We start from the raw sequence: 23,711 nt of genomic DNA on the forward strand, positions 1-23,711 counted from the left end.
GTGACTCCGGCTGTTTTCTTTTTTACATTCTAAAAATTTCTCACCATGTCAGATGTGTTCAAGAATATAGCTGACGCTACCGGCGATAGTAGTGTCAGACGGGGCTTTGCCGACCTTTTTGCAGACTCCAAGGCGGCTTTGGACGAGATTCAGGCTGGTTTGGGCGGAATGCTTCCTTCCATGCCGGGTATGCCTGTCGCCAAGTTCGGCGATCTGTCCATAGGGATAGACATGCATCCTACCGTCACCCCTCCCTCCCCCATCATGCCTGTACCTCACGTGGGTAAGGTGTACGACCTTATGGCGGACATCATGGCAGGCATAGCGGCGGCTATTCCGCCTGTGATCGGCGGAGTGGCGGGAGTGGCATGCAGCATCCTCAAGAGCATGGCCCCGTCGGTAAAGGTACACAACCAGTGGATTGCGCAGGCGGGCATCGGCATTGTGCACCTGCCTGCGTTCGTGCTGCATCCGGCTCCGTTGGTCAGCGGAATGTCCGAGTCGGAAATGTGGATGGGTAGTTCCACAGTCCTGGCGGACGGTGCGCCCTGTTCCACCCTCACACATCCGGCGCTCTCCTGCAATATCGTAGGAGTACCCACAATTCCCCGCAAGGGAAAGCCCAAGAAGGTGAGCAAGGCTTTGCTTGCTCCCACTTCCATGCTCTCTACCATCACATCGGTAGGCAAGCCTGTGCTTGTGGGCGGACCGCCTACCATTGACATATTCGCGTTGGCAATGAAGTTCGGGCTGAAGGGCTTGGGTAAAATGTGGAAGAAGATAGGTGACCAATTCCAGAACCTGATTGACAGACTGAGAAAGAACGGTATGAACAAACTGGCGGACATCCTCCAGCCCATAAAATGCAAGACATTCGGCGAACCGGTGGATGCTGCCACAGGCAGGGTATATCACACCAACGTGGATTTCGAGCTGCCCGGCCCCATCCCTATCGTCTGGGAACGTACCTATTACAGCGACGCCGCCGTGGACGGTCCGTTGGGGTATAATTGGCATCATAGCTACAATCTGGGAATACGGCAATTGGAGGAAGGAGCCTTTCTGTTCCGCCATGCTGACGGACGGGAGTCTTTCCTGCCCGTGCTGAAACCCGGAGATTGCTATTTTGACCGCAAGGAGCAGTTGTCCTGGACGCTCGACACTCGGGGTTATCAGCTTACAGACATCCGGGGACTGCAATACCGCTTTGACGGTCCTGAAAACCGTTTCGGCTACCGCATGGTGTCAGGCATTTCTGCGAAGGATGGGTTCCGGGTCCGCTTCGAATATGCTTCGGGGGGAAGGCTGGCAGGAATCATATCCTCACGGGGAGAATTCCTGAAAGTGGAGACCGACGAGTCGGGACGGGTACTCTGCGTATCCGTAAATCAGGACGGTGAGGAGGTGAAGCTGGTCCGCTACCGTTATGACGACCGGGGCGACATGGTGGAAACCATCGATGCGCTGGATGTCAGCAAGCATTTCGTCTATTCCGGCGGGCACCTGCTGGTACTGCTTACCAACCAAGGGGGTATGTCCTTCCATTGGGAATATGAAGGTAAGGGGGAGAATGCCCGCTGTGTGCATACATGGGGTGATGGAGGCGTGATGGAATATTTCATCCGTTACGGCAAGGGATATACCCATATTCGTAACGGGGAAAGTGCCGAAACCGAATATTATTACGGTGAGGACAAACTCATCTATAAGATAGTGGATGCCAACGGAGGAATTACCCGTCATCAATACAACAGCTTTCAGGAGCTGGAGGTCACGGTCAATCCCGAAGGCTATACCCGTAAGACCGCCTACAACGAGTTCGGCCGGCCGGTGCGGATAACGGACGAAAACGAGGAGGACACCTTCTTGGACTATGACAAAAACCGTAACTTGGTTTCACTCCGCACACCGGGAGGCAAAAGGCTTTCATGGGACTATGATGAACAGGATCGGGTCATCAGCCGTACCACGTTGGGCGGAGAAACAGTGAAATATGCCTACGAGGGAGGCGTGTTGCGAACCATAACGGACGGACAGGGGCGTGTCTATACGCTCACATTCAACGGACGTTACGATTTGGAGCTGCTGCAGTTCCCCAACGGGCTGTTCCGTCGGTGGGAATATGACGGCAGGGGCAGGCTCGTACAGGCGGTGGATGTCAAAGGCAATGCCACCCGTTATGCCTACGACCGGGCGGACAACCTGATACGGCTGGAAGAGCCGGACGGCAATGTGCACCTGTTTGAGTACGATGCCATGGGGAACATGGTACATGCCAAGGACAACATCCGTGAGGTAAAGTTTACCTACGGGGCGTTGGGGGTATTGAAAAGCCGTGAGCAGGACAGGCACTGGATTACGTTCGGCTACAACAGTGAGTTGCAGCTCCGCCGCATCGGCAACGAGGCAGGCGACAACTATTTCTTTGAGCTGGACGGGCTGGGGCAAGTCGTTACGGAAATAGGTTTCGACGGCTTGCGGCGTGAGTACGAGCGCGATGGTGCGGGACGTGTTACCCGTGTGAACCGCCCCGGGGAAAAATGGACGGAATACCTGTACGATGGATTGGACAATATCTTGAAGGAAGAACAGTATGACGGAGAGGTGTCTCTTTACACGTATGACAAGGACGGAATGCTCATCAAGGCGAAGAACAGCGAGAACCTGCTGGAGTTCACCCGCGACAGGAAGACGGGACAGATTATAGAGGAAAAACAGGGAGAATATATCGTCAACCGCACGTACGACAGCGAGGGCAACTGTACCCGCATCACCAGCAGCCTGGGAGCGGACATCCGTCATACGTACGACCGGGAAGGCAACTTGCAGACCATGCAAGCAGGCGAGAGCTGGCAGGCGTCATGGGTACGTGACAATACTGGGCTGGAGGTGCAGCGAAGTTTCTCCGGCGGTGTGACTGTCAGGACGGAACGCGACTGTTTCGGCAGGGAGATACGCAAGTCGGTGCGGTCAGGCGGCATAGAGAAAGGTGCCTACCGCTACCAATGGGGCATCGCCAACCGCCTGCTCTCCAAGGAGAACGAGTTGACGGGTACTGTCACACGGTACGACTACGACCGTTTCGACTTCCTTATCCGGCAGGAGACTATGCAAGGTTCGGAAACGGATGTTATTTACCGTGTGCCGGACTTCGTGGGCAACCTCTTTGAGACACCGGACAGGAAAGACCGCAAGTACGGTGCCGGAGGAAAACTTTTGGAGGACCCGGATTGTTTCTATCATTACGATGACGAGGGGAACCTCGTTTTCCGTGAGTTCAAGCAGTTGCAGGAAACGGGCGTAAAGTTCGACTACAAGCGCATGGAGAAGGAGCGCGGCATCCGCTGTCTGGCTACAGGTACAGGATGGTTCTACGAGTGGACTTCCAACGGGATGCTGAAGAAGGTTATACGCCCGGACGGAAGACCGGTGGAGTTCCGGTATGATGCGTTGGGGCGCCGCACTGCCAAGCGGTATTTCGGAAAGATCACACGCTGGGTGTGGAACGGAAACGTACCTTTACACGAATGGAGCTATAAAGCCATTGGCTTACAATCGGACGAAGAGGAAAACATCCCTCCAAAAGAACCGGTAGAAGATATTACTACCTGGGTGTTCGAGGCAGGTACATTTGTACCTACGGCAAAGATACAGGATGGCAAGCAATATTCCATTGTGTCCGATTATTTGGGTACACCTATACAGATGTATGATGAAAAAGGATACAAAACATGGGAATGTACTTTAGATATATATGGGAAAGTCGTAAATTTTGAAGGATTTTTTTTAAATGATTGCCCTTTCAGGTTTCAAGGACAATATGAGGATAAGGAAACAGGACTGTATTATAATAGATTCAGATACTATTCACCTGAAACTGGTAGTTACTTTTCACAAGATCCCATAAGACTATATAGTTCTAATCCGACATTTTATGGATATATATATGATACCAATATTGGTGTTGATATTTTCGGATTTACAGGAACTTATATGTTTACAGATGGCAAGAAGTGGTATATAGGGAAAGGACCCAAAAGTAGAATGTACCAGTCTATGGATATTAGAGTTGGTGGATACACAAATGTCACAAAAGGACTACATATTGATTATGGTAATAATAATACAGGTCTCATGGTTGAAGCAGCACTTATGAGGCGAAATCAAGCTGTCACAAGCATAGATTTTCTAAACCAAATCAATTCCCCAGGAGAAAAGATGTTAACAGATGCATATCAGAAAAACAGAGCATTATACGATGATATAATGAAAAAAGCAGATGATTTTGAAGCTGAATTTAAACAATTAAAAGGAATAAAATGTCATTAGATAAAAATATACGAGAAAATATTGATGGAAAATATCTAACAATATATGCAGATGATTTTCTAGAAGGTATAGAATTTGCTAGACAAATAAAAATATCTCAAATTCAGTTTGTCAATATGTCCAATGATATATTGATTGACTTTATTAACATAGAAAAACTTTCCGAGTATTTGCAAGTAATATCATTTGTTGGCATTTGGGAAAATATCTCAAATTTAAATTCAATCTATTCTCTAAAAAATATAAAGAAAATATATATCCAACAAAAACAAAAATTTACAATAGACATCTCTAAATTCCCTAATATCATTCATTTGGGATGTGAATATTGGAGGGGAATTTTATTCGAGAATGCCCTTTCTTTGACAAGTCTTGTTTTGGTAAAATTTGCTAACAATAATCTACAACAATTAAAAAAACTAAAGAAGTTAAATGCACTACATATATATTGTTCAAAAATTAAAGAATTAAAAGGGATTGAATATCTACCAATTGAAATATTATATCTTGCAAGAAACAAATATCTAGAAGATATTTTAACTATTGAACAACTACCACAACTAATTAAATTGACAATTGAAAAATGTAGCAATGCGTCAATAGATGCAATTCACTCTAACATTCTAAATAGGATAGATATACAAATAATAAAATGAAAGTTAGAATTTATGAGAAAATAACTCTGTATAATTGAATTCTGCGAATCAAGACGTTGGTACCCATTCCGGTGGATTTATAATCCCATTATGATACGGAATTCTAACACTATCAATAGGAGATGTAAGCCTAATAGGGAGTGGTCTATGTTCAGTAAAAGTTTTCAAACGATAAGGTTTGGAAAACAATCTTTTAAAAAACGCCACTCCTATTTCCGTTTTGGGTGCAAAAAGGATATGTTTTCAAAACAGACAGACCGATTCATTCCTATTCTGTACAAAATAAACATGGGACACGAAATAGATGCGAACTTTATATTAGTTCCTATGTTTGTAATTGCAAAATAGTTTGCTAATAAAATAGCATAAGCCGTGAGTATTATTATATTTGATTTAAAAATCAACAAATATCCAATATTTAAAACTTATGCTAGTACAAAGAAACGAATTAAATTTCTCCATCCCTGCGGATTTATAATCTGCCGGTTATGAGTATTAGGATTGGTAATTCTTAAATTTCCTCTGAAAGTATATGGAGGTAAGCAAGATACCAATCTTTATAAATTTGCGATTGTTTGTTAATTAGTAAAAGGACTTAAAATAGAAAAGGTATAATCAAGCTGTACAAGAACTCTTATCTAAAACATAGCATAATGCAGATAAACAGGATATGAGTTTTTGGACAGCTTTCTATTTCTACTAAAAATACACCAAGACTGTACAAAGCATTACCCCCACATCACTCAACTCATGATCCAAATCAAACCTCAACACATAAAAAACGCCATTATCCACATAACCAAAACACCTGTTCCGCTGAGTAATTCTGAATTTCTTAACGCCTTTCTTCCATAGGTCATCTGAAAAATAACGCTTGATTTTTTTATTCTTAATTATACATTTTGTAATCCAGCCCTTTGTCCGTTGCTATGGCATCCCAATCCAATTCCTCTATTTTTTGGAATGAACCAATAAACTCGTTTCGGTTCTCATCGTCAATAAGGGAAAATCCATGAGTATCATCAATAAGACTGAAATCAAGTTTCCCTCCGCCAATACGGGCTTCCGGTGCTGTCAGCAAATCATTGATAGTTCTAAAACATAAGGCTAATAATCATAACTTTTTTAAAACCGGGTTTGTCGCTTCCGTTTTTTAAATTACCTTTGTAGTTACTTAGTATAAATGAAACATATTCAATGATTAACAGCATATTATTAACTGATTTTACAGGCTTTGCAAATACCCGGTTTGATTTCACCAAAGGGATAAACGTCCTTATTGGCAAGAATGGTACGGGCAAGACGCACGTTCTCAAATGCTTGGCGGCAACTTTGCAGGCACGCCATGACTTCCTCGGCAAGAACTCAGCTTCCAAGGAACAGTTTGAGTATATCTTGGCGGAAGACATGATATTTTATTTCAAGCCGGATGTCATAGGCAACCTGGTCAACAAGGGAGTGCCTTCAGGCAGGGCAAACATTACAGTCACGATAGACGGCAAACTGTTGCAATACAGCTTCTCATCCGCATCCAAAACAACTGTAAAATTAGAAACGGACGAAAAGTGGGACGACCGCCACTTTATCTATATTCCCCCACGTGAGATGTTCTCTTTGTTCGAAGGCTTTATCGGTTTGAGCAGTAAACGTGAAATCTCATTTGACCAAACGTATATCAACCTGGCACACGCGTTGTCACTCCCCATATTGCGTGAGTCGGAAGACAATCCGTTGAAACCGGCCATCGAGTTGCTGGAGCAGGAATTGCAGTTCAAGGTCTTGCAGATGAACGGACGTTTCTATATACAGACAGAAAAAGGGAACATGGAAGCGCACTTGGTAGCCGAAGGACTCCGCAAGCTGGCTTCCATCTTGTACCTCATACTGAATGGGGAAATCAATGCGGACACCATCCTGTTCTGGGACGAGCCCGAAGCCAACCTGAATCCGGCTCTTGTGAAAGTCGTGGCAAAGTTTATCCGCGTGCTTCAGGAATGCGGCTTGCAGATTTTCGTCGCCACTCACGACTACCTGCTTACACATACGCTTTCTCTCTATTCCGAATACAAGGAGCACACGAACATATCCGTCAAGTTCTTCGGCTTGAAAAAAGAAGATAAGGGAATCATGGTAGAGGAAAGCGAAACCTTGGCAGGCATACAGAACAATCCGATATTGGAGGAATATGCGGCATTTTACGATTTGGAACAACAATTCATCAGCAGATATGAGTGATTTTCAGGAAAGCGGTATAAGCTTCAAGTTTAGTTCTCCCCAATGGGCTGTTGTCAAGTATGATGAACATTTGGCACACAAAAAGGTAAGCAATGCCTTGCAACCTACCAAGGCGGTGGACTTCTTGGGCATTCACGATAACAGACAGCTGTTCCTGGTCGAGGTGAAGAATTACAGGGGGCATACGCACGATGCGGAGACTCAGGAGGTTTTTCAGGCAAAAGGCGATGAGTTGATGCGCAGGATTGCAGTCAAAGTCAGGGACACGATTGCTACGGCAACCAATGCGGCACGTTTCTCAACCAACGATGAAGATTTTTTCACCCGGATTAACCGGTTGCTGCTTGACAGGCAGAAAAAGATAGTCGTCATTGCCTGTATAGAACTGGATGTGGCAGATGAAAAAGGACATAAGGTCCGTATGAGTATTTGGATGCAAAAACTAAAGCAAAAGTTGTCTTGGTTACATGCTGCTAAAATTTCCATCAATCCGGTTGAAAATATTTCCGATGTATTGCCGGATACGGAAATCTCGTTCTTATAGTCTCCCGTCGGATTCTGGTATCCTTTGCCACCGTTCTTTTATGCTCCCTTTTTATTGCGGATTGATTGCGTAGCCTGTTTATGTATTGTTTTCTGAAAAATAAATCCTGCATTTTCCTCTTGTTTGAAGGGAAAAAGATATATTTGCAAAAACAGACCCGTTAATCGGTTTGTTGCCGAACGGAAAGTGTTTGCTCGAATGAAAATAGAATATATTATTGAGGTTGCAGTGATTTTCGGCGAAAAACGGAACTCCGGTACGAAACTTGATGCCTACATTTGCACTGTTAACAAAATGTTTCACTTAAAACCAATTGTTTATGGACTATACCCAAAAGATTAAGTTGCTGAACGAACTGATGCTCAATGCAACGCCGCAAAATGTAGATTTCACGCCGCAAAATGGCAATTATTGTGTGACGCTGATAGCTACGCGGCCTGTTCACACTTGGGGATATCAAAAACGTAATTTCAAGATTAAGGGACGGCTGGAAGAAGGCAAGACAATCTCTGCCGACTTGATAGCGGAAAATGAAATGCTTTTTGGAGTGGAAAACCTGCCTTACGTGGCACACGAGGGTGACCGTACCCCTATCTTCAAGATTATTCGTGCTTCCATTTTCTGCGCTTATGCGGGCTTGCAGCTCACGGGCCTGCATCGGGGAATGCGGAAGATTGCCTGGTCAGATTATCCTTTCAAAAAATCGGATAAGGAAGAACAGGCAAAAGCGGAAATCAGATTCATGAAAAGGCTGGCATCGGTAATGACTGTTCCGGATCACTGTATGATAGGACGTTCCGTGGTGACCCATCTCACTTCCACCCGTTTGCGGGATGTTATACTGTACAACAAAGAGTACGAACCATCCTTATATGAAAAGATAAAGGATTCCATCGAATCCTTGTCTCACTTCATTCCGGCAAAAGACCATGCCGACAATGTGGTTCCCGATGTGTTTGTCTCCCAACAGGATTGGGAAAATCCCCGTGACACTTATGGGCATCAGGTCGTCATACTCAACGCCAAAAGCAAAAGGAAAGAGCAGTTCTGGTGGGATTACCTGAAACTCAATATTTTCTTGAGCGATTTGGAGTATTATTTCGGTTACTATATCTTGATGAACCGCTGGCAGATTCCGATGATCCAAAAGTGGATTGCCGAATACCGTGAAAAAGGTCTCTTCGAGTCCCAGCGTGCGAAAGATTATCTTTTGTTCTATTTGAAAGCCGGAGAAAAGACACCGGTTCGTGTTTTAAACTCTCAGGGGGTACAGGTTAATATAAAGATGGTTTCGAGATAAGACAACTGCATATTGTTCCTCATAGGGAAAAGCGAATAATGTACATTTTACCGGTATTTTTTTGCCGATAGGATGCATAATTGGCTTTTCCCTTTGTTTTTGTTGGGGATATTTATACTTTTGCACTCAAAAAAATACCGTCCAGTCGGTATTTTTTTTGAGTGCAATAAATGGAATATGGATGAATTATCGGAATATGGAATGAAAAACACAGGGGAACATCTCTGTTTGAAATTCCACTTTCTGTTTGGGTTCCCCTATGTTAAACAAACCGACTAATCGGCTTATTTGAAAACAAATATAGTGAAAAATAATATATCGCATAGGAAACAAAAGATAAAAAGGTGTTGCAAATCGGTGTGCCGTAAATGCATAAAAGGCTTTGACTCATATAAAAAAGGCATATTTAATAATACTAAAACAAAATGCATATTCTTTTAAAAAGAACTACTTTTGTATGATGCAAAAAAAAGAATATCATGAAAGGAACAAAAGGTTCAGAAACAAAAGCTTTAATAAGGGAGACTGCTTTCAAACAGTTTCTGACAAAAGATTATAGCATGGTCCCCTTAAAAGATATAGAGAAAAGCCTCAATTTGTCGAGAGGATGTATGTCATATCACTATCCTACAAAACAAGAATTGTTTATTGATGTGATAGATCAATATATACTCCGAAAGCAGGATGTTGACAACAAACTGCAAACTTCAAAGGCCATGTCTTTATATGAATTTATAGAACACTATATTGTTAATGTTGAGCGTACTATGAATTATTTAACTCAGTTCATCTTGCCGGAAGCTAAAACTAATGGAACACGAGCATATATGAACTTAATTCTACAAGCTGAAAAATTTTATCCTAATTTCACAAAAGAAACAACAATAATAACACAAAAAGAATTGTTGTTGTGGGAAAGAATATTGAAACAGGCTCAGAATGAGGGAGAAATAAATAAACAATATGATTGCAGGTATCTTGCCAAACAGTTTAAATATCTTTTCTTTGGGCAATCTTATAATGATGCCCTAGAAAACGGATTAAATATACCAGAGCTAAAAAAGCAATTTATATTCATTTATAATTTAATAAAAATATAATTTAAATGCAGAAAGAAGTTTTTATAACAACAACAGCAGTTTACTTCCCCAACTCTCCTATAGGCAATGACCAAATAGAGGAGTATTTGGGCTTAATTTCCGGTTCACACTCTCGTGTCAAAAACATTGTGCTTAGACAGAATGGTATAAAGCAACGCTTCTATGCCATTGATACTAATCAGACTATGACACATACTAATGCAGACTTGGCGGCACAATCTATATATAGTCTGTTGGCGAAACATCCTCTTCCAATGCAGGATTTGGATTTGTTAGCGTGCGCAACTGCTAGTCCGGATCAGATATTACCCTCACACGCCTCTATGGTACATGGCTTGCTAAAAAACAAGCCAATGGAAATATATTCATCAGCCGGTATTTGTTTGTCATGCATTCAAGCATTTAAAATCGCTTATTGGAGTATTTTATCTGGTGAAAAACAGAATGCTGTTTGTAGCTGTTCAGAATTGGCATCAGCTGGCTTGCTATCCAAAAACTATGATTTAGAGTATGAGAAATGCGCTAATCTTGGAATAAAGCCATACATGGCATTGGAGAAAGATTTTCTACGTTTCATGTTGAGTGATGGGGCCAGCGCTGTATTGCTTCAAGACAATCCTGGTAATGAAAAGGCTTTAAAGGTTGAATGGGTGGAAATGACCTCATTTGCGAATGAATTACCAACATGTATGTTTATGGGGGCAGAAAAAACAGAAAATGGAGAATTAAAAAGTTGGAAAGCATTTAATTCTCAAGATTTTGTAGATCGTTCACTCTTTACAGTAAAACAAGATATTAAATTATTGGAACAAAAGGCTGTACCATATTGGGCAAAACATATCAAATATTGTTTAGAGAAACACAAAGTATCACCGGATACGATTTCTTATGTACTGCCTCATGTTTCTTCCATGTTCTTTTATGACAAAATAATAAATGAGTTGAAACAAACGGGAATCGGAATTGATGAGGGCAAATGGTTCACGAATTTGCCAAAGGTCGGCAATATCGCTTCAGCAGCTATATTCGCAATTTTGGATGAGTTCTGGAAGACGCACGAACTTACATCTGGAGAAAAAATATTGCTGCTTGTTCCTGAAAGCGGGCGTTTTTCTTATGGAACTGTATTATTAAGTGTGGTTTAAGTTTGGAAATAAACGATAAATAGCGTATTTTTGCGCAGATAAAAACGACATAGTATAGTATCATATATCATCTTTCAAACGAAAAGTGGAAAATTTCAAAGAGATAAGATGGAATATGACAGCTTGCGCTATATTAAGATATATAGCACAGGTGCGTCAGCTTCATCTCTAGGCATTCCACTGCCACGTTTGGGTTGTTGATTGCATCTGTGCTATTTCTTCTGTAATATAGCTGTAAGATGAACCCGAACTTGAAACAAAGGATTATTAAGGAGGCGTATAGGTTATTCATCGCGAAAGGTATGAAACAAACTTCATTTTGTGATGTGGCGTTTGCCGTGCATAAATCCAAGGGGGCCGTCATTCATTATTTTCCTTCCAAAAGACTGTTGGTGGATGCGGTTGTGAAAATGTGTTTTTTTCCTGCATCCCAACTTCCAACCGAAATAGACTCAGCAGTAGAAAAAAATTGGGATGAGTTTCTAAGGCTGTACCGGAATCCGATAGAACGGGTGATAAACAGTTTTCCTGAACAATTGAATGGTAATGGCTTGATGCATTATATGCAGTTTGTATCTTCCGCCCACGAGTATATGGACGATTTTTCTCAAATGTACCAGGAACTTTTTGCCAAGGAACAGGACTTCCTTTCAAATATGGCTTGCAACCATAAGATGTGTGTAAACGATACTGCGGAATTCAGCAGGCAGATATTGAACACCTCCATCGGTAAGACGTTTTTGGGTATGTTCTTAAAAATGTAATCTCAACGTTTGTATTTCTTTCCTTTTTTTGAGCCACAACATTGGTCTTTAGGCAGATAAGCTGTTAAATATCATTTGCTGAAACAAATTCTCCTTTCATTATTCTTGGAAAAAACTTACCTTTGCAAAACAAACCGACTGGTCGGTTTATTTTGCAAAGGATTTTTAATTGAGTATAACTAATCAGAAAAGGAAGTAGATAATTGAAAAGCTGGAATAAATTGTTGGGACAATCTTTATGTTCGCAACCTCTTCTCGCCCCAATAGCGGTCGGGTACATCACCAAAATTATAATCATAAGCTGTATTGTATACGCCGGTATCCATGAATGGAAAGAGATGAAGGTCCGGGAAGTGGAAGTCCGGGGAATCAACCGTCAGAAACATGACATGAATGATATATATGTGGAAATGCTTAGCCTTTCTTTATTGTGTGAAACCTTCATGGAATGGAACGAGCAGGATTTTCTTACATTCCGCAAACGGAAACAGCATATTGACAGCTTGTTATATGAATTTAACAACAGCAATCCCAACTCCCACATGGACAGTATCCGTACTTTATGGAAAGACAAGGAACTGTATATGCAAAAAATCATATCTCTGGTGCATAAACAGGAAGAGGTCAGTCAGGAAATTGCGGCACAAATTCCGGTTATTGCCAGACAAAGTGAACGGGAAACCAATAAAAAGGGGGGATTGCTGAAGAGGCTGTTCAGAAAACGTGATAAGGCGGATTCCCCCTCCACGGCTTCCATGCTTTATGCACTCAACCAAAAGGTAGTGGGCGAACATCAGGCATATACCCGGGAACTGGCTGAGCAGACGAACTATTTAGCCGGAAAGAACAGAATGTTGAACAAGCAGCTACAGCAGATGATTGTACACATGGACAAGGCGGCAAGAACAGAGCTGAAGAAACGGGAAGATAGGATTGCAAAGGCTGAAAAACAATCATTTGCCGTAGTCATTGGTTTGACGGCATTCATGATACTGTTATTAGTAGGGTCTTATCTGGTTATACACAGGTATATGATACGCATAAACCGCTATAAAAGAAGATTGGAGGATACGGTCCGGCAGTTGAGGCAGACTGTCGTTGAAAACAAGAAGCTGATTGAAGCAAGAAAAAAAATCATGCTGGCGGTGACGCACGATTTACGTTCTCCGCTTGCCACCATCAGCAGCTATGCGGAATTGCTTGCCACGGAGAGGAGGACGTTGAAACGTAAGGAGTATAACCAAAATATACGGCAGGTGGCAGAATATATGGCTTCCATGCTGAATGCCCTGCTGGGATTTTTCCGTTTGGAAAGCGGCAAGGAAAAAGCCAGTCCCGCCCCGTTCAGGTTATGCTCTGTCATGGAGGTATTGGAAACGGATTTCCTGCCGTTGGCGGCAGGAAAGAACTTGTCCTTAAACATGGAAAGTGCCGGGGATGCGGTTGTTGTCGGGGATAAAAAAAGAATAATCCAGATAGGGAGCAACCTGTTGTCAAATGCGATTAAATTTACAGAACAGGGAACGGTGACATTACGTACGCGATTTGAAAAAGGGATATTGGCGCTTACGGTGGAAGATACCGGAACCGGTATGGATGACGAGGAGCAGGCGCGTATTTTTACGGCATTCGAACGGCTTCCCAACGCGATTGCGGAAGAAGGGGTCGGCCTTGGGCTTTCAATAGTCAAAAGCCTGGTCGAGTTGCTGGAAGGCAGGATAGAGCTGACAAGCCGGAAAGGTGTAGGCAGCCGTTTTACTGTCTACTTGCCCTTGCCTGTGGCAGAGGAAAGTGTGAACGGCAACGACAAGGACAGGATTCCCATACAGCCGTTTACGGTTCTGGTATTGGACAATGACACCGTCTTGTTGGCTGCGATCAGGGAAATGTTCGCGCATCATGGAGTCACTTGTACGGTATGTGAGAATACACGTGACTTGATGGAACATGTACGTTGCCAAAGCTATGACCTGTTGATTACGGATTTGAAAATGCCACAGATGAACGGGTTTGAGGTGCTGAAACTCCTGCGCATGGCAAAAGTGGGAAATTCAAGGAGCATTCCGGTCATAGCGGCAACCGCTTCGGGGAGCTGCAAGGCGGAAGACCTGCGTGAGGCGGGGTTTTCGGCTTGTTTGAAAAAACCGTTTTCGGCTGAGGAATTGTTGCAGGTATGCGCAGAATGCTTAGGAAACGAAAGGCAGTTGGAACAAATTGATTTCCATACTCTGTTGGAGCATGGAGACAAAAAGGCGATGCTTGATACCTTGATTGAGGAAACCGCAAAGGATATGGAAGCGGTGGCTGAGAGTGCGGAAAAGAATGATCACGAGGCACTGAAGGAGTGGGTACACCATCTGACATGCTCATGGGAGATTATTCATGCCGGTAAACCGCTACGTGAATTGTTTGCGCTGCTTCAGGGTTCCGGGGAGCTTTCGGTTGAAGAATTGAAACGGACTGTTCAAAAAGTATTGGATAAAGGAAAAGAAATAATTTATTTGGCACAACAGGCAAAGAAAATCTATGAAAGTGATTGTTATTGAGGATAATATCTTGTTCTGTGACTATATCTGTAGTCTTTTGCAAAAGGCGGACTTTAAGACAATGAAGGCACACGGGCTGGCACAGGCAAAAAAAATGATTAGGGGTTCCATCCATGAGGATGATATGGTATTGGCGGATTTAAGGCTGCCGGACGGGGAAAGTACCGCCTTGTTGAAATGGATGAGGGATAACGGGTACATGCATCCGTTCATAATGATGACCAACTATGAGGAGATACATTCTGCCGTCCATGCCATGAAATTAGGTGCGGAGGATTTTATCCTCAAACCACTGGTTGAAGACAAGCTGTTACCCGCCATAAGAAAGATAAAAGCGGCAAACGATACTTTTTCCAAAGTGATTTACGAACGCAGGAGTGCCTCTTTTTGCGAATTGAACCAATATATCCACCTGGTTGCACCAACAGACATGACAGTGTTGATACTGGGGAACACGGGAACCGGAAAAGAACATCTGGCAAATAAGATACACAGGAGGAGTCTCAGAGCCAACAAACCGTATATTAAGGTTGACTGTGGCAGTTTGTCCAAAGATCTGGCCGCTTCCGCCTTTTTCGGCCATGTCAAGGGAGCCTTCACAGGGGCTACCGAGGAAAAGGCGGGGTATTTCCTGGAAGCGCAGGGAGGCACCTTGTTCATGGACGAAGTGGAGAATCTCTCAATAGAGACACAACGGATGTTGTTGCGTGCCATGGAGGAACGGAGCTATCGTCCGGTGGGCGGGAAACAGGACAGGCGGATGGATGTGCGTATCATCGCGGCAACCAACGAGGACTTGTTCCAGGCGGTGGCCGAGAAACGTTTCCGCAAAGACTTGTTGTATCGTTTCCATGACTTTACGATTACCGTACCTGCGCTGCAAAATTGTTTGGAAGACATACTTCCCCTGGCGGATTTTTTCAGGGAACAGTCTTGTGCGGAACTCCGGAAAGAGGTGGTGGGTTTTGACGGACCGGCAAAAGAAATGCTGTTGGGGTATAGCTGGCCGGGAAATGTCAGGCAGTTGAAACAGGTTGTTTATGCGGCGGTATTGATATGCAAAGGAAATTTGATAACTCCCGATTTTTTACGGTTGAAACAGACGGAAACGGATGCTCCGAATTCTGCCAAGAAAAAAAAGATAGACAAATGTTTGCAGAAAGACGAGAAAAGGAACATTGAACAAATCAAGACGGCAATATCCATATCCAAAGGAAACCTGACACAAGCGGCGGCGTTGCTGGGAATAAGCCGCCCCACCCTTTATAAAAAAATGAGCATACATGGTATTAGCAAATAATATGTTAAAAGGACAGGCGGATGGATATTGCCAGAACAGTTTCCCCCTTCATCAAAGGAAAATCGAATTAGTCTTGCCAGCCGCATTTCCTACACTTTTTTCGTGAAAATTTTCCTTGCGGCTTCGCCGTGGAAAATTTTCACGAAAAAGAATGCGGCGGCAATCCAAATTCGATTTGAGAAACGATTACAGGGGCAAACTGCGACCGACGTGACGCATGGATAAAAAATATCGGATATTGAGGAAGGCATATCTCATACCCCACGAAATCCCACATGTACCGTCTGGGGTATAGGTCTCACAAGAATCTTTTCGCAAAAATAAAAGAAGCCATGAGAAGACAGGGGGCTTCAGCTCCCTCCGCTCTGCATGGTTCCGCATTGTTTGTTCCGCCTGCTCCTTCTCCTGCCATACATACCGCTTCTCTTTTTTCTTGTCGCATATTTCTTTTTGCCCGGCTTTCCCCCTGTTCGCCGACATTCCACCCTCATCTGAAAACCACTTTTTCGGACATATGATGACATTTGATGACATCTGATGACACCTTTTTGAAAATCAGCGTTTTATTCAAATTTAGCCTATACATTTGAAGCGTCAAAGCAATTTATTAACCCCTAAAAGGAAAATGTATGGCACAGGAAAAGAACCTGAACGAAAAGCCTAAACGGACCCGAAAACCGAGGGCTAAGAATGATGCACTTCCGGTGGAACAAATCACCGAACTGATGCTGGTCCATAACAAGAGCGACCCGAAAGCCGGTGTACAAGTAGTCAGCGAGATCGACAAGGACGGGAAGGTCAAGACGGTTCCGGCGGACGAGAAGAATGAGAACTCATTCCTGAAATTCGACAAGAACTCGAGCATACTCGAAAACTTCATCAAGAATTTCTGGAGCCAGCTCAAGGAACCTACCCATTTCCGCCTGCTCCGCATGACCTTCCACGACTACAAGATGAACAAGCAGGCCATCAAGGACCTGGCGGAAGGGAAAAAGACGGACGCAGTGAAGGAGTTCCTCAAACGCTACGAAATCCGTCCGAGAGAAAACAAGAAGGAACAAAGTGTAAACCAAAAAGAAAAAACAGCTATGGCAGACAAAGAGACACAACCGCAGGAACCCCTGCAACAGAGCGAGGTACAGCAGGCGGCACAGCAACAGCAGCAGCCCCAGGCTCAACAGGCAGCGCAGGAGTCGCAAGGACCGCATTACCGGTATAATGAGAACATGGTCAACTGGGAGGAGTTGGAAAAGGTCGGAATCTCAAAGGCTTCGCTAGAACAGCAGGGACTCCTTGATTCCATGCTGAAGGGCTACAAGACCAACAAGCTGGTGCCCCTGACAATCCATCTTTCCGGTTTGCTGACAGCCAAACTGGATGCAAGGCTCTCACTCATCCCGCAACAGGATGGACAGGTGGGACTGGCCATTCACGGCATACGCAAGGAGCCGCAGTTGGAACGCCCTTATTTCGGATTCAACTTCAGCGAGGAGGACAAGAAGAACCTGCGTGAGAGCGGCAACATGGGGCGTGTGGCGGAACTCAACCTGCGTGGCAGTGAATATACCCCCTGCCTGATCTCCATCGACAAGAACACCAACGAGCTGGTCGCTGTCCGCCAGGAGCATGTCTACATCCCGCAGGAAGTGAGCGGGGTAAGGCTTACGGACGAGGAAATCAGGTTGCTGAAGGAGGGACAGCCCGTCAAGGTGGAGGGCATGACCTCCAAGGCGGGAAAGGGGTTCGACGCCACGCTCCAGTACAGCGCCGAGCGCAGGGGGCTGGAGTTCATCTTCCCGAAAAACCAGATTTTCAACGAGCGTTCCATCGGGGGCGTGCCGCTCTCGCCCACCCAGATAAAGATGCTCAGCGAGGGGCATACCATCCTGGTGGAGGACATGAAGTTCAAGAACAGAAACGGGACATTCTCCTCATTTGTCACGATAGACCAGACAACGGGACGCCCGAACTACACCCGCCACAACCCGGAAACGGGGGAGATCTATATCCCCAAGGAAATATGCAATGTGCAGTTGACACCCGAGGACAAGGAAACCCTGCGCAAGGGACAGGCGGTCTATCTGGAAAACATGATCGGACGTACGGGAGAGGAATTCTCCTCGTTTGTCAAACTGGACATGAATACCGGAAGGACGATGTATTCACGCACGCCGGACGGGTTCAACGAGCAGCAGGCGCCACGCATCCCGGCGGAGGTTTACGGTCATGTGTTCACGGCACAGGAAAGGGCGAACCTTCAGGATGGAAAGACCATCCTTGTCGAAGGGCTGAAAAACAACGGGCAGTCCTTCAGCTCCTACCTGAAAGTCAACCCCTATTCAGGACAGTTGCAATATTTCCAGGAGAATCCGGATATCCGCCGGGATACTTCCCGTCGTGCCGCACAGACGGAGACCGCACAGGGGCAGCAGCAGGAACAGAAGAAAGGCGCTTCACAGGCGGTATAACCCGGCCAAAGGGAAACAGAACGAATTACACAAACCTAAAATCCCCGAATCGTATGAATACGAATCAGAATGTCCGCCACATCTATAAGGCGGAAGACATTGACTGGAACGGTCTGGAGGCCGCCGGCATCAGTAAAAAACAACTGGAAACCAGCGGTGACATGGAACTGTTGCTGCAAGGCAAGGAAACGGAAATCGCCCCGTTGAAACTCCGCACACCGGTCATCAGCCTGACGATGGACGCCACGCTGAAGCTGGTACCTGACGGCAACGGCAGACCGGTCATGGAAATAAACGGTCTCCGTCAGAAGGAGACACCGGAAATTTAACCGGGAAACAACAGGTTTAACCCACGTTCCGTGCCGCCAGAAACGGCACGGAACATCAAAAAGAAAAAGAATATGATAGCGATAGTGACTGACAAGCCCAATGTGGGCAGAGAGATAGCAAGAGTTCTGGGAGCAGACAGAAAAGAGAACGGATACATGACCGGAAACGGATACATGGTGACATGGACATACGGCAACATGCTTTCCCTGGCGATGCCGAAAGATTCCGGTACGTCATGGGTGGAGCGGGAGGACTTCCCCCTGCTGCCCCCTCCTTTCCTGACGGTAAGGCACGTCAAGACGGATACGGGATGGAATCCCGATATCAATGCGGTACTCCAGTTGAAGGTGATAGCCAAGGTGTTCGACGCGTGCGACACCATCATTGCGGCAACCGACGCTTCCCGTGAGGGGGAAATGCTGTTCCGGTATCTTTACCGCTTTCTGGGATGCAAGCAACCCTGCCTCCGCCTGTGGATCTCATCCCTGACGGACGAGGCCATCACCAGAGGCATGGAAAACCTCCGCCCATGCGCCCTGTTCGACAACTTGTTCCTGGCGGCAGACAGCCGCAACAAGGCCGACTGGCTTCTGGGGGTCAATTCAAGCTATGCCGTCTGCAAGGCGGTAGGCTTCGGAAACAATTCGCTGGGCAGGGTGCAGACCCCTGTACTGGCGGCCATAAGCGGACGGTACCGGGAGAGGGAGAACCACATTCCCGCTGACAGCTGGCCCGTGTTCATCAGCCTCTGCAAGAACGGGAAAATAATGAAGATGCGCCACGTGGAAGACTTGGGGAACCGCCGGGACGCCCTGGAACTGTACGAGGACTGCAAGGCGGCAGGGTATGCACGTGTCACGGCTGTCGGCAGCCGGACAGAGGAAATCGGCGCGCCGGCCCTTTATAACCTGACCGAGCTTCAGAAAGATGCGAACCGTTACCATAACCTGACGGCCATACGGGTACAGGAAATCACCCAGAGCCTGTACGAGAAAAAACTGATCTCCTGTCCGCGCACTTCCAGCCGCCTGCTGCCCCGGGATGTGTATGACATGTTACCTCCGGTTATGGAAAAGTTGCTGTCCGGCAAGGATTTCCGCCAATATGCCGGTATGGTTAACCTTACGGCAAGGAAAGGTATGACCGGGACACAGGATACGGCGGAGCACCATGCCATTGTCATCACCGGCGTACAGCCCGGCGAGCTGGACAGGGAGGAAAGGCTGGTTTACACGCTCATTGTCGGCAGGATGCTGGAAACGTTCATGCCACCGTGTAAGGTGGAATACACAACGGTTGAAACGGTATGCGCCGCACGCAAGTTCCGAATCCGTACATACCGTATCCTGGAAACGGGATGGCTCGGTGTCTTCCAGAGGGAACACCTTGTTTCAGAAAACTGTGTCCTCTGCCCCGTTCCACCTGAACTTTTGCGGGAGGAGACGCTGCCGGTGGCGGGATGCAGCCTCATACACAGGAAATCCCTGCCTGTTTCCCCCTATACGGACGAGGAATTGACGGACTATATGGACAAGGCCGGACTGGGAACCGTATCCACACGTACGAACATCATCCGTACGCTTCTGGACCGCAAATACATCCGCTATTCGGGCAGGTACATCATCCCGACCCCCAAAGGCCTTCTTTTATATGAGACGGTACGTGGAATGAAAGTGGCGGAAGCCTCCCTCACCTCCGGTTGGGAAACGGAACTGGTACGCATAGAGCGGGGGGAGCTCACGCAGAAGGAGTTTCTGGACGGCGTGCTGGAAACGGTAAATGAGGTGACCGGAGAGATATTCCGGAACCATCCGGAAGAAGCCCGGCCACATGGCTCCATGTAAGCGGTTGCCGGCATGTCAGGGTACAAGAGAGGTGCGGACTAGGGTCCGTGCCTCTCTTTTTATATGTGCAAGATACGTTTTCCGCTTTTAAGCGGCAAAGGTCTTGGATTGCCTCGTTTTTGCCACAAGGCGGCCCCCCTTGGGGGCTTGGTTGGCTAAAAGAAAATCATCCTCGCTTCGCTGCGGTATTTTCTTTTGCCAAGCCTTGCGCAAAAAGGCAATCCAAGGGCCGGAGGCCTATAAAATCGGGAAAACATATCCCGATGGGATTATTTATTCATTCTTAAAAAATTAAAGACATGAAACTGCAACTCATCGAAAACATCTGCAAACAAGTGGTCTCACTGGTTCTGCTTGCAGGAATATGCCTGCTCTACAGCAAAGGTATCATTCCCGTGTATCTGCTCGTCCTGTTCCTTTTGTCGGGAACTCTGGTCAGTCTTATCTTCAGGACATTCACCTTCATCCTGAAAACAATCCTTGTCCTGATTGCCATGGGCATGCTTGTATAATCATTAAATGCTGAAGATATGAGAACTTTTACATTTACCCCGTCGGCTCCGGTCATGCCGGCTGCATGGCCCACCACAAACCGTGTGAGACCTGTAAAAAGACAGATTCCCGATACGACGGACGGACCGAAACGTATCGGCTACTATCTGGAGCCCTTGAAAGGCATCGCCTCGAATCCGGACAGGCAGAGAATCCTGAAGGATTTTTTCAAGGAAACCCATGTATAACATTTTAAATTTTACCATTATGTTTTTTCAAGCAATCAACCAAATGATTACGGCAGGCACAGACCTGAGCATCAACATCAGACGAGTAAACAACAACCTGACGGTGGCCGTTGTTCCCAGACGGTCAGGAGTAAAGGATGGGGAACGCATCGTTCCGCTCATCCTGAACGGCACGCCGGAAGAGCTGGACGCAGGCTTCCTGCAGGCTGTCGGCACACCTTTACAGAAAGCGCAGGGCATCCTTACCAACCTGGAAACGTTCGAGAAGCAGGCGGAACAGGCGGCCTCACAAAGCAAAGCCGCCAGGTCTGCGGTGGAGAAAGAGTCCAAAGAGGTCCGCGAGAAACGGGAAAAGATGGAAAAATTGCTTAAGAAGGCGGAGGATGCCATGACCGGCAAACGCTATTCCGAAGCGTTGACATGGCTCAAGCAGGCAAAGGTGCTGGCACTTCCGGACAAGCAAGCGGAAATCGACGATAAAATGGCGGAAGTGCAGAAAAAGGCATCGGAGGGAAGCCTGTTCGGTATGGAACAACCGCCAATGCCCAAGCCGCAGCCGGCTCCACAACAAACGGCATCGCAACCGGCGGCAGCCCCGGCACCGCAATACCGGAGCGGAGAGCAAATCCCGATGTTCTTGCCCGAGCAGCCGTCTCCGGTTCCGCAACCCGTCTCACAACCGCAAACGCCTCAACCGGCAGTATATCCCGGACAGCCGCAAACGCAGCCCGTACAATACGCGCAGCCTGCACCACAACCGCAACCGGTTCCACAACCGCAAGGTATCCAGTTCCATCAACCGGTACAGATGCCGCAACCGCAGATAGACGGAAAGCAATGGATGCAACCGGCTCCGTCACAGTATGCACCGGTGCAGGAGGCTGTAATGTACAACTTCGACAAGGACTGCGAGGATGACCGGGAAATGCTCAGGGAAGACCCGTACGCAGAATATCCGGACTTCCCGAAGGAATGCCGCATGACGGACATGGCACAAATGGACATGGTATATTGTTGAACCTTATAAAATAGAAAAATTATGGCACTTGAAATCAAAGGATTACAGAGAATTTTCAAATTCAAGAAGGACTCCAAGGAACTGGTATTGAGCGATCCGGACAGCAGCCTGTCCGTAAACGAGGTGATGGACTTCTACTCCATGACCTATCCCGAACTGACAACGGCGACCGTTCACGGGCCGGAATGGGAGGAGGACAAGGCGGTCTACCGCTTCAAGACAACCATCGGAGTGAAAGGATAAGCGTATGGGCAAGAGAAAGAAAAAGGAGGACAAACCATGCAGACAGCTATCAGAATCAGCCAAGGAAAATCTGGCGGGACTCATTATCCGCTCGATCGGCGCATCAGACATCCGAAGAGGAATCTCGGGACAAAAAAGAAGGATACTGCCGCCACCGGGAGGCACAATGCTTTTCTGACCGGCAGAATCACTCCTTTCGCACCGGATTTCTGGCATAAATACGAACATGACGGTTCCCTGGTCAATCTCACGACACCGGATAATTTCAATTATCTCTATCAATCGGCATTGAACTATGCCGGACTTATGGGTATAAAGCTCCCTTTCCGATACAGGAAAGGGGGCAGCCCCCGTCTGAAAATCATCGAACTGCACAAGGTTATGGAAGAGAACGTGCCGGAGTGTGTCAATCTGGAAGAGAAAGACGGAAGGCTCCACTTCTGCCTGTTCCGATACCACGACTGGCCGGAACCCGCATTGTTCTGGATTCCCATCGACTTTACGGAACGGCTTCCCGTATCATTGAGGAACATTGTCAGGGAGTTCGTCCGGCAATTCGTCCGGCATCACGGAGTCTGCAATGTCACCGAGGCGTTTTGCTATGATTTTGCCATAGAGGAACTGGAAGACTGGGAAAACCGGGATTCCGACGCCTCCCCGAAAGAGATCAGGGCGAACAGGCGGCTGGCGGATTCCTACCAGTCCGGGAAACGGGCAGAAGCTCTCAAACGGATGTCGGGAAAACCGTTCTGTAACTCTCTGGAAGAGGCAGTACGGAATTACCGGGCAAAAAAGGGGAAGGAGCAAAAACTGCTGGAACTGATAAGGGAGGGCATGGCACTGATTACCCCGGAAAGCCCGGACCTCACAGACTACCTGTACGATTGGGCGTATGAGGAGGAGCGCGATTTTTACCCGGTGGGAATGGAAAGCCAGGTCATGCTGGTCTATTCCACCTGCGATGCACTGGCAGAGTGTATAAAGGGGTATATGAACTCGGACTACCAGGAGACTTATGCCCTTACCCCGGTCACATACAAGCTACTGACACCGGAAACGGACTGTCTCCTACAAATGGGCGACTACCCGGAAAGGCTTTCCAAATGGCTGGACCGTTTTACAAAACATATAGCTGATAACTTCTAAAAT

General features: G+C 46.4%; 19 protein-coding genes. 18 read left to right on the forward strand and 1 reads right to left on the reverse strand.

The features are described from left to right. Positions 1-45 precede the first annotated feature (45 nt). Positions 46-4,329, forward strand: coding sequence for a DUF6531 domain-containing protein (locus DWZ03_RS15820; protein WP_117884340.1), 4,284 nt, complete (start codon positions 46-48; stop codon positions 4,327-4,329). After that, positions 4,320-4,985 (forward strand): hypothetical protein, encoded by a 666-nt coding sequence (locus tag DWZ03_RS15825; RefSeq protein WP_117884342.1) that lies wholly within the window; start codon positions 4,320-4,322, stop codon positions 4,983-4,985. The genes DWZ03_RS15820 and DWZ03_RS15825 overlap by 10 nt, the downstream gene beginning before the upstream one ends. A gap of 889 nt (positions 4,986-5,874) precedes the next feature. Here the strand turns inward: DWZ03_RS15825 and DWZ03_RS20275 are convergent. After that, a complete protein-coding gene (locus DWZ03_RS20275; RefSeq protein ID WP_229533167.1) occupies positions 5,875-6,066 on the reverse strand; it encodes a hypothetical protein in 192 nt (63 codons plus the stop codon). Between the two features lie 116 nt (positions 6,067-6,182). On the opposite strand from DWZ03_RS20275, the gene DWZ03_RS15840 reads away from it, so the two are divergent. The 16 genes from DWZ03_RS15840 to DWZ03_RS15940 all read left to right on the forward strand — a co-directional run bounded on the left by DWZ03_RS15840 (position 6,183) and on the right by DWZ03_RS15940 (position 23,708). Then, on the forward strand, positions 6,183-7,220 hold the full coding sequence (locus DWZ03_RS15840) for an AAA family ATPase (protein WP_117678108.1): 1,038 nt from the start codon (positions 6,183-6,185) through the stop codon (positions 7,218-7,220). Beyond that, positions 7,213-7,764 (forward strand): NERD domain-containing protein, encoded by a 552-nt coding sequence (locus tag DWZ03_RS15845; protein ID WP_117884346.1) that lies wholly within the window; start codon positions 7,213-7,215, stop codon positions 7,762-7,764. Before DWZ03_RS15840 ends, DWZ03_RS15845 begins: the two co-directional genes overlap by 8 nt. Positions 7,765-8,083: 319 nt before the next feature. Beyond that, positions 8,084-9,064: a pseudohemocyanin gene (locus DWZ03_RS15855; protein WP_117884348.1), complete on the forward strand. Its 981-nt coding sequence runs from the start codon at positions 8,084-8,086 to the stop codon at positions 9,062-9,064. Positions 9,065-9,543: 479 nt separating this feature from the next. Beyond that, positions 9,544-10,164, forward strand: coding sequence for a TetR/AcrR family transcriptional regulator (locus DWZ03_RS15865; RefSeq protein WP_117884351.1), 621 nt, complete (start codon positions 9,544-9,546; stop codon positions 10,162-10,164). A 5-nt stretch (positions 10,165-10,169) separates the two neighbouring features. Continuing rightward, positions 10,170-11,309, forward strand: coding sequence for a StlD/DarB family beta-ketosynthase (locus tag DWZ03_RS15870; protein ID WP_117884353.1), 1,140 nt, complete (start codon positions 10,170-10,172; stop codon positions 11,307-11,309). A gap of 239 nt (positions 11,310-11,548) precedes the next feature. Further along, positions 11,549-12,073, forward strand: coding sequence for a TetR/AcrR family transcriptional regulator (locus tag DWZ03_RS15875; protein ID WP_074783566.1), 525 nt, complete (start codon positions 11,549-11,551; stop codon positions 12,071-12,073). Positions 12,074-12,297: 224 nt separating this feature from the next. Beyond that, positions 12,298-14,619 carry a hybrid sensor histidine kinase/response regulator gene (locus DWZ03_RS15885; RefSeq protein WP_117884380.1) on the forward strand — a complete coding sequence of 774 codons (2,322 nt, stop codon included), beginning with the start codon at positions 12,298-12,300 and terminating at the stop codon, positions 14,617-14,619. Continuing rightward, complete coding sequence (locus DWZ03_RS15890) at positions 14,600-15,919, forward strand: sigma-54-dependent transcriptional regulator (protein WP_005942696.1); 1,320 nt, start codon at positions 14,600-14,602, stop codon at positions 15,917-15,919. The genes DWZ03_RS15885 and DWZ03_RS15890 overlap by 20 nt, the downstream gene beginning before the upstream one ends. Positions 15,920-16,548: 629 nt before the next feature. Next, complete coding sequence (locus DWZ03_RS15905) at positions 16,549-18,387, forward strand: DUF3945 domain-containing protein (RefSeq protein WP_117834287.1); 1,839 nt, start codon at positions 16,549-16,551, stop codon at positions 18,385-18,387. Positions 18,388-18,440: 53 nt separating this feature from the next. After that, positions 18,441-18,716, forward strand: coding sequence for a DUF4099 domain-containing protein (locus tag DWZ03_RS15910; RefSeq protein ID WP_117681482.1), 276 nt, complete (start codon positions 18,441-18,443; stop codon positions 18,714-18,716). 72 nt (positions 18,717-18,788) lie between these two features. Continuing rightward, positions 18,789-20,561, forward strand: coding sequence for a DNA topoisomerase (locus tag DWZ03_RS15915; protein WP_008778772.1), 1,773 nt, complete (start codon positions 18,789-18,791; stop codon positions 20,559-20,561). A gap of 299 nt (positions 20,562-20,860) precedes the next feature. Then, the gene (locus DWZ03_RS15920) at positions 20,861-21,073 is read left to right on the forward strand and encodes a hypothetical protein (RefSeq protein WP_005942681.1); all 213 of its coding nucleotides are present in this window, start codon (positions 20,861-20,863) and stop codon (positions 21,071-21,073) included. Between the two features lie 18 nt (positions 21,074-21,091). Continuing rightward, positions 21,092-21,301 (forward strand): hypothetical protein, encoded by a 210-nt coding sequence (locus tag DWZ03_RS15925; RefSeq protein WP_117681481.1) that lies wholly within the window; start codon positions 21,092-21,094, stop codon positions 21,299-21,301. Between the two features lie 19 nt (positions 21,302-21,320). Then, on the forward strand, positions 21,321-22,319 hold the full coding sequence (locus tag DWZ03_RS15930) for a PRTRC system protein E (RefSeq protein ID WP_117834293.1): 999 nt from the start codon (positions 21,321-21,323) through the stop codon (positions 22,317-22,319). Between the two features lie 21 nt (positions 22,320-22,340). Next, the gene (locus DWZ03_RS15935; RefSeq protein WP_005942675.1) at positions 22,341-22,562 is read left to right on the forward strand and encodes a PRTRC system protein C; all 222 of its coding nucleotides are present in this window, start codon (positions 22,341-22,343) and stop codon (positions 22,560-22,562) included. 36 nt (positions 22,563-22,598) lie between these two features. Further along, positions 22,599-23,708 carry a hypothetical protein gene (locus tag DWZ03_RS15940; protein ID WP_117681480.1) on the forward strand — a complete coding sequence of 370 codons (1,110 nt, stop codon included), beginning with the start codon at positions 22,599-22,601 and terminating at the stop codon, positions 23,706-23,708. Positions 23,709-23,711 lie beyond the last annotated feature (3 nt).

The sequence above is a fragment of the Bacteroides sp. AF29-11 genome (genome assembly GCF_003602895.1).
GTDB classification, from domain to species: Bacteria; Bacteroidota; Bacteroidia; order Bacteroidales; family Bacteroidaceae; genus Bacteroides; species Bacteroides uniformis.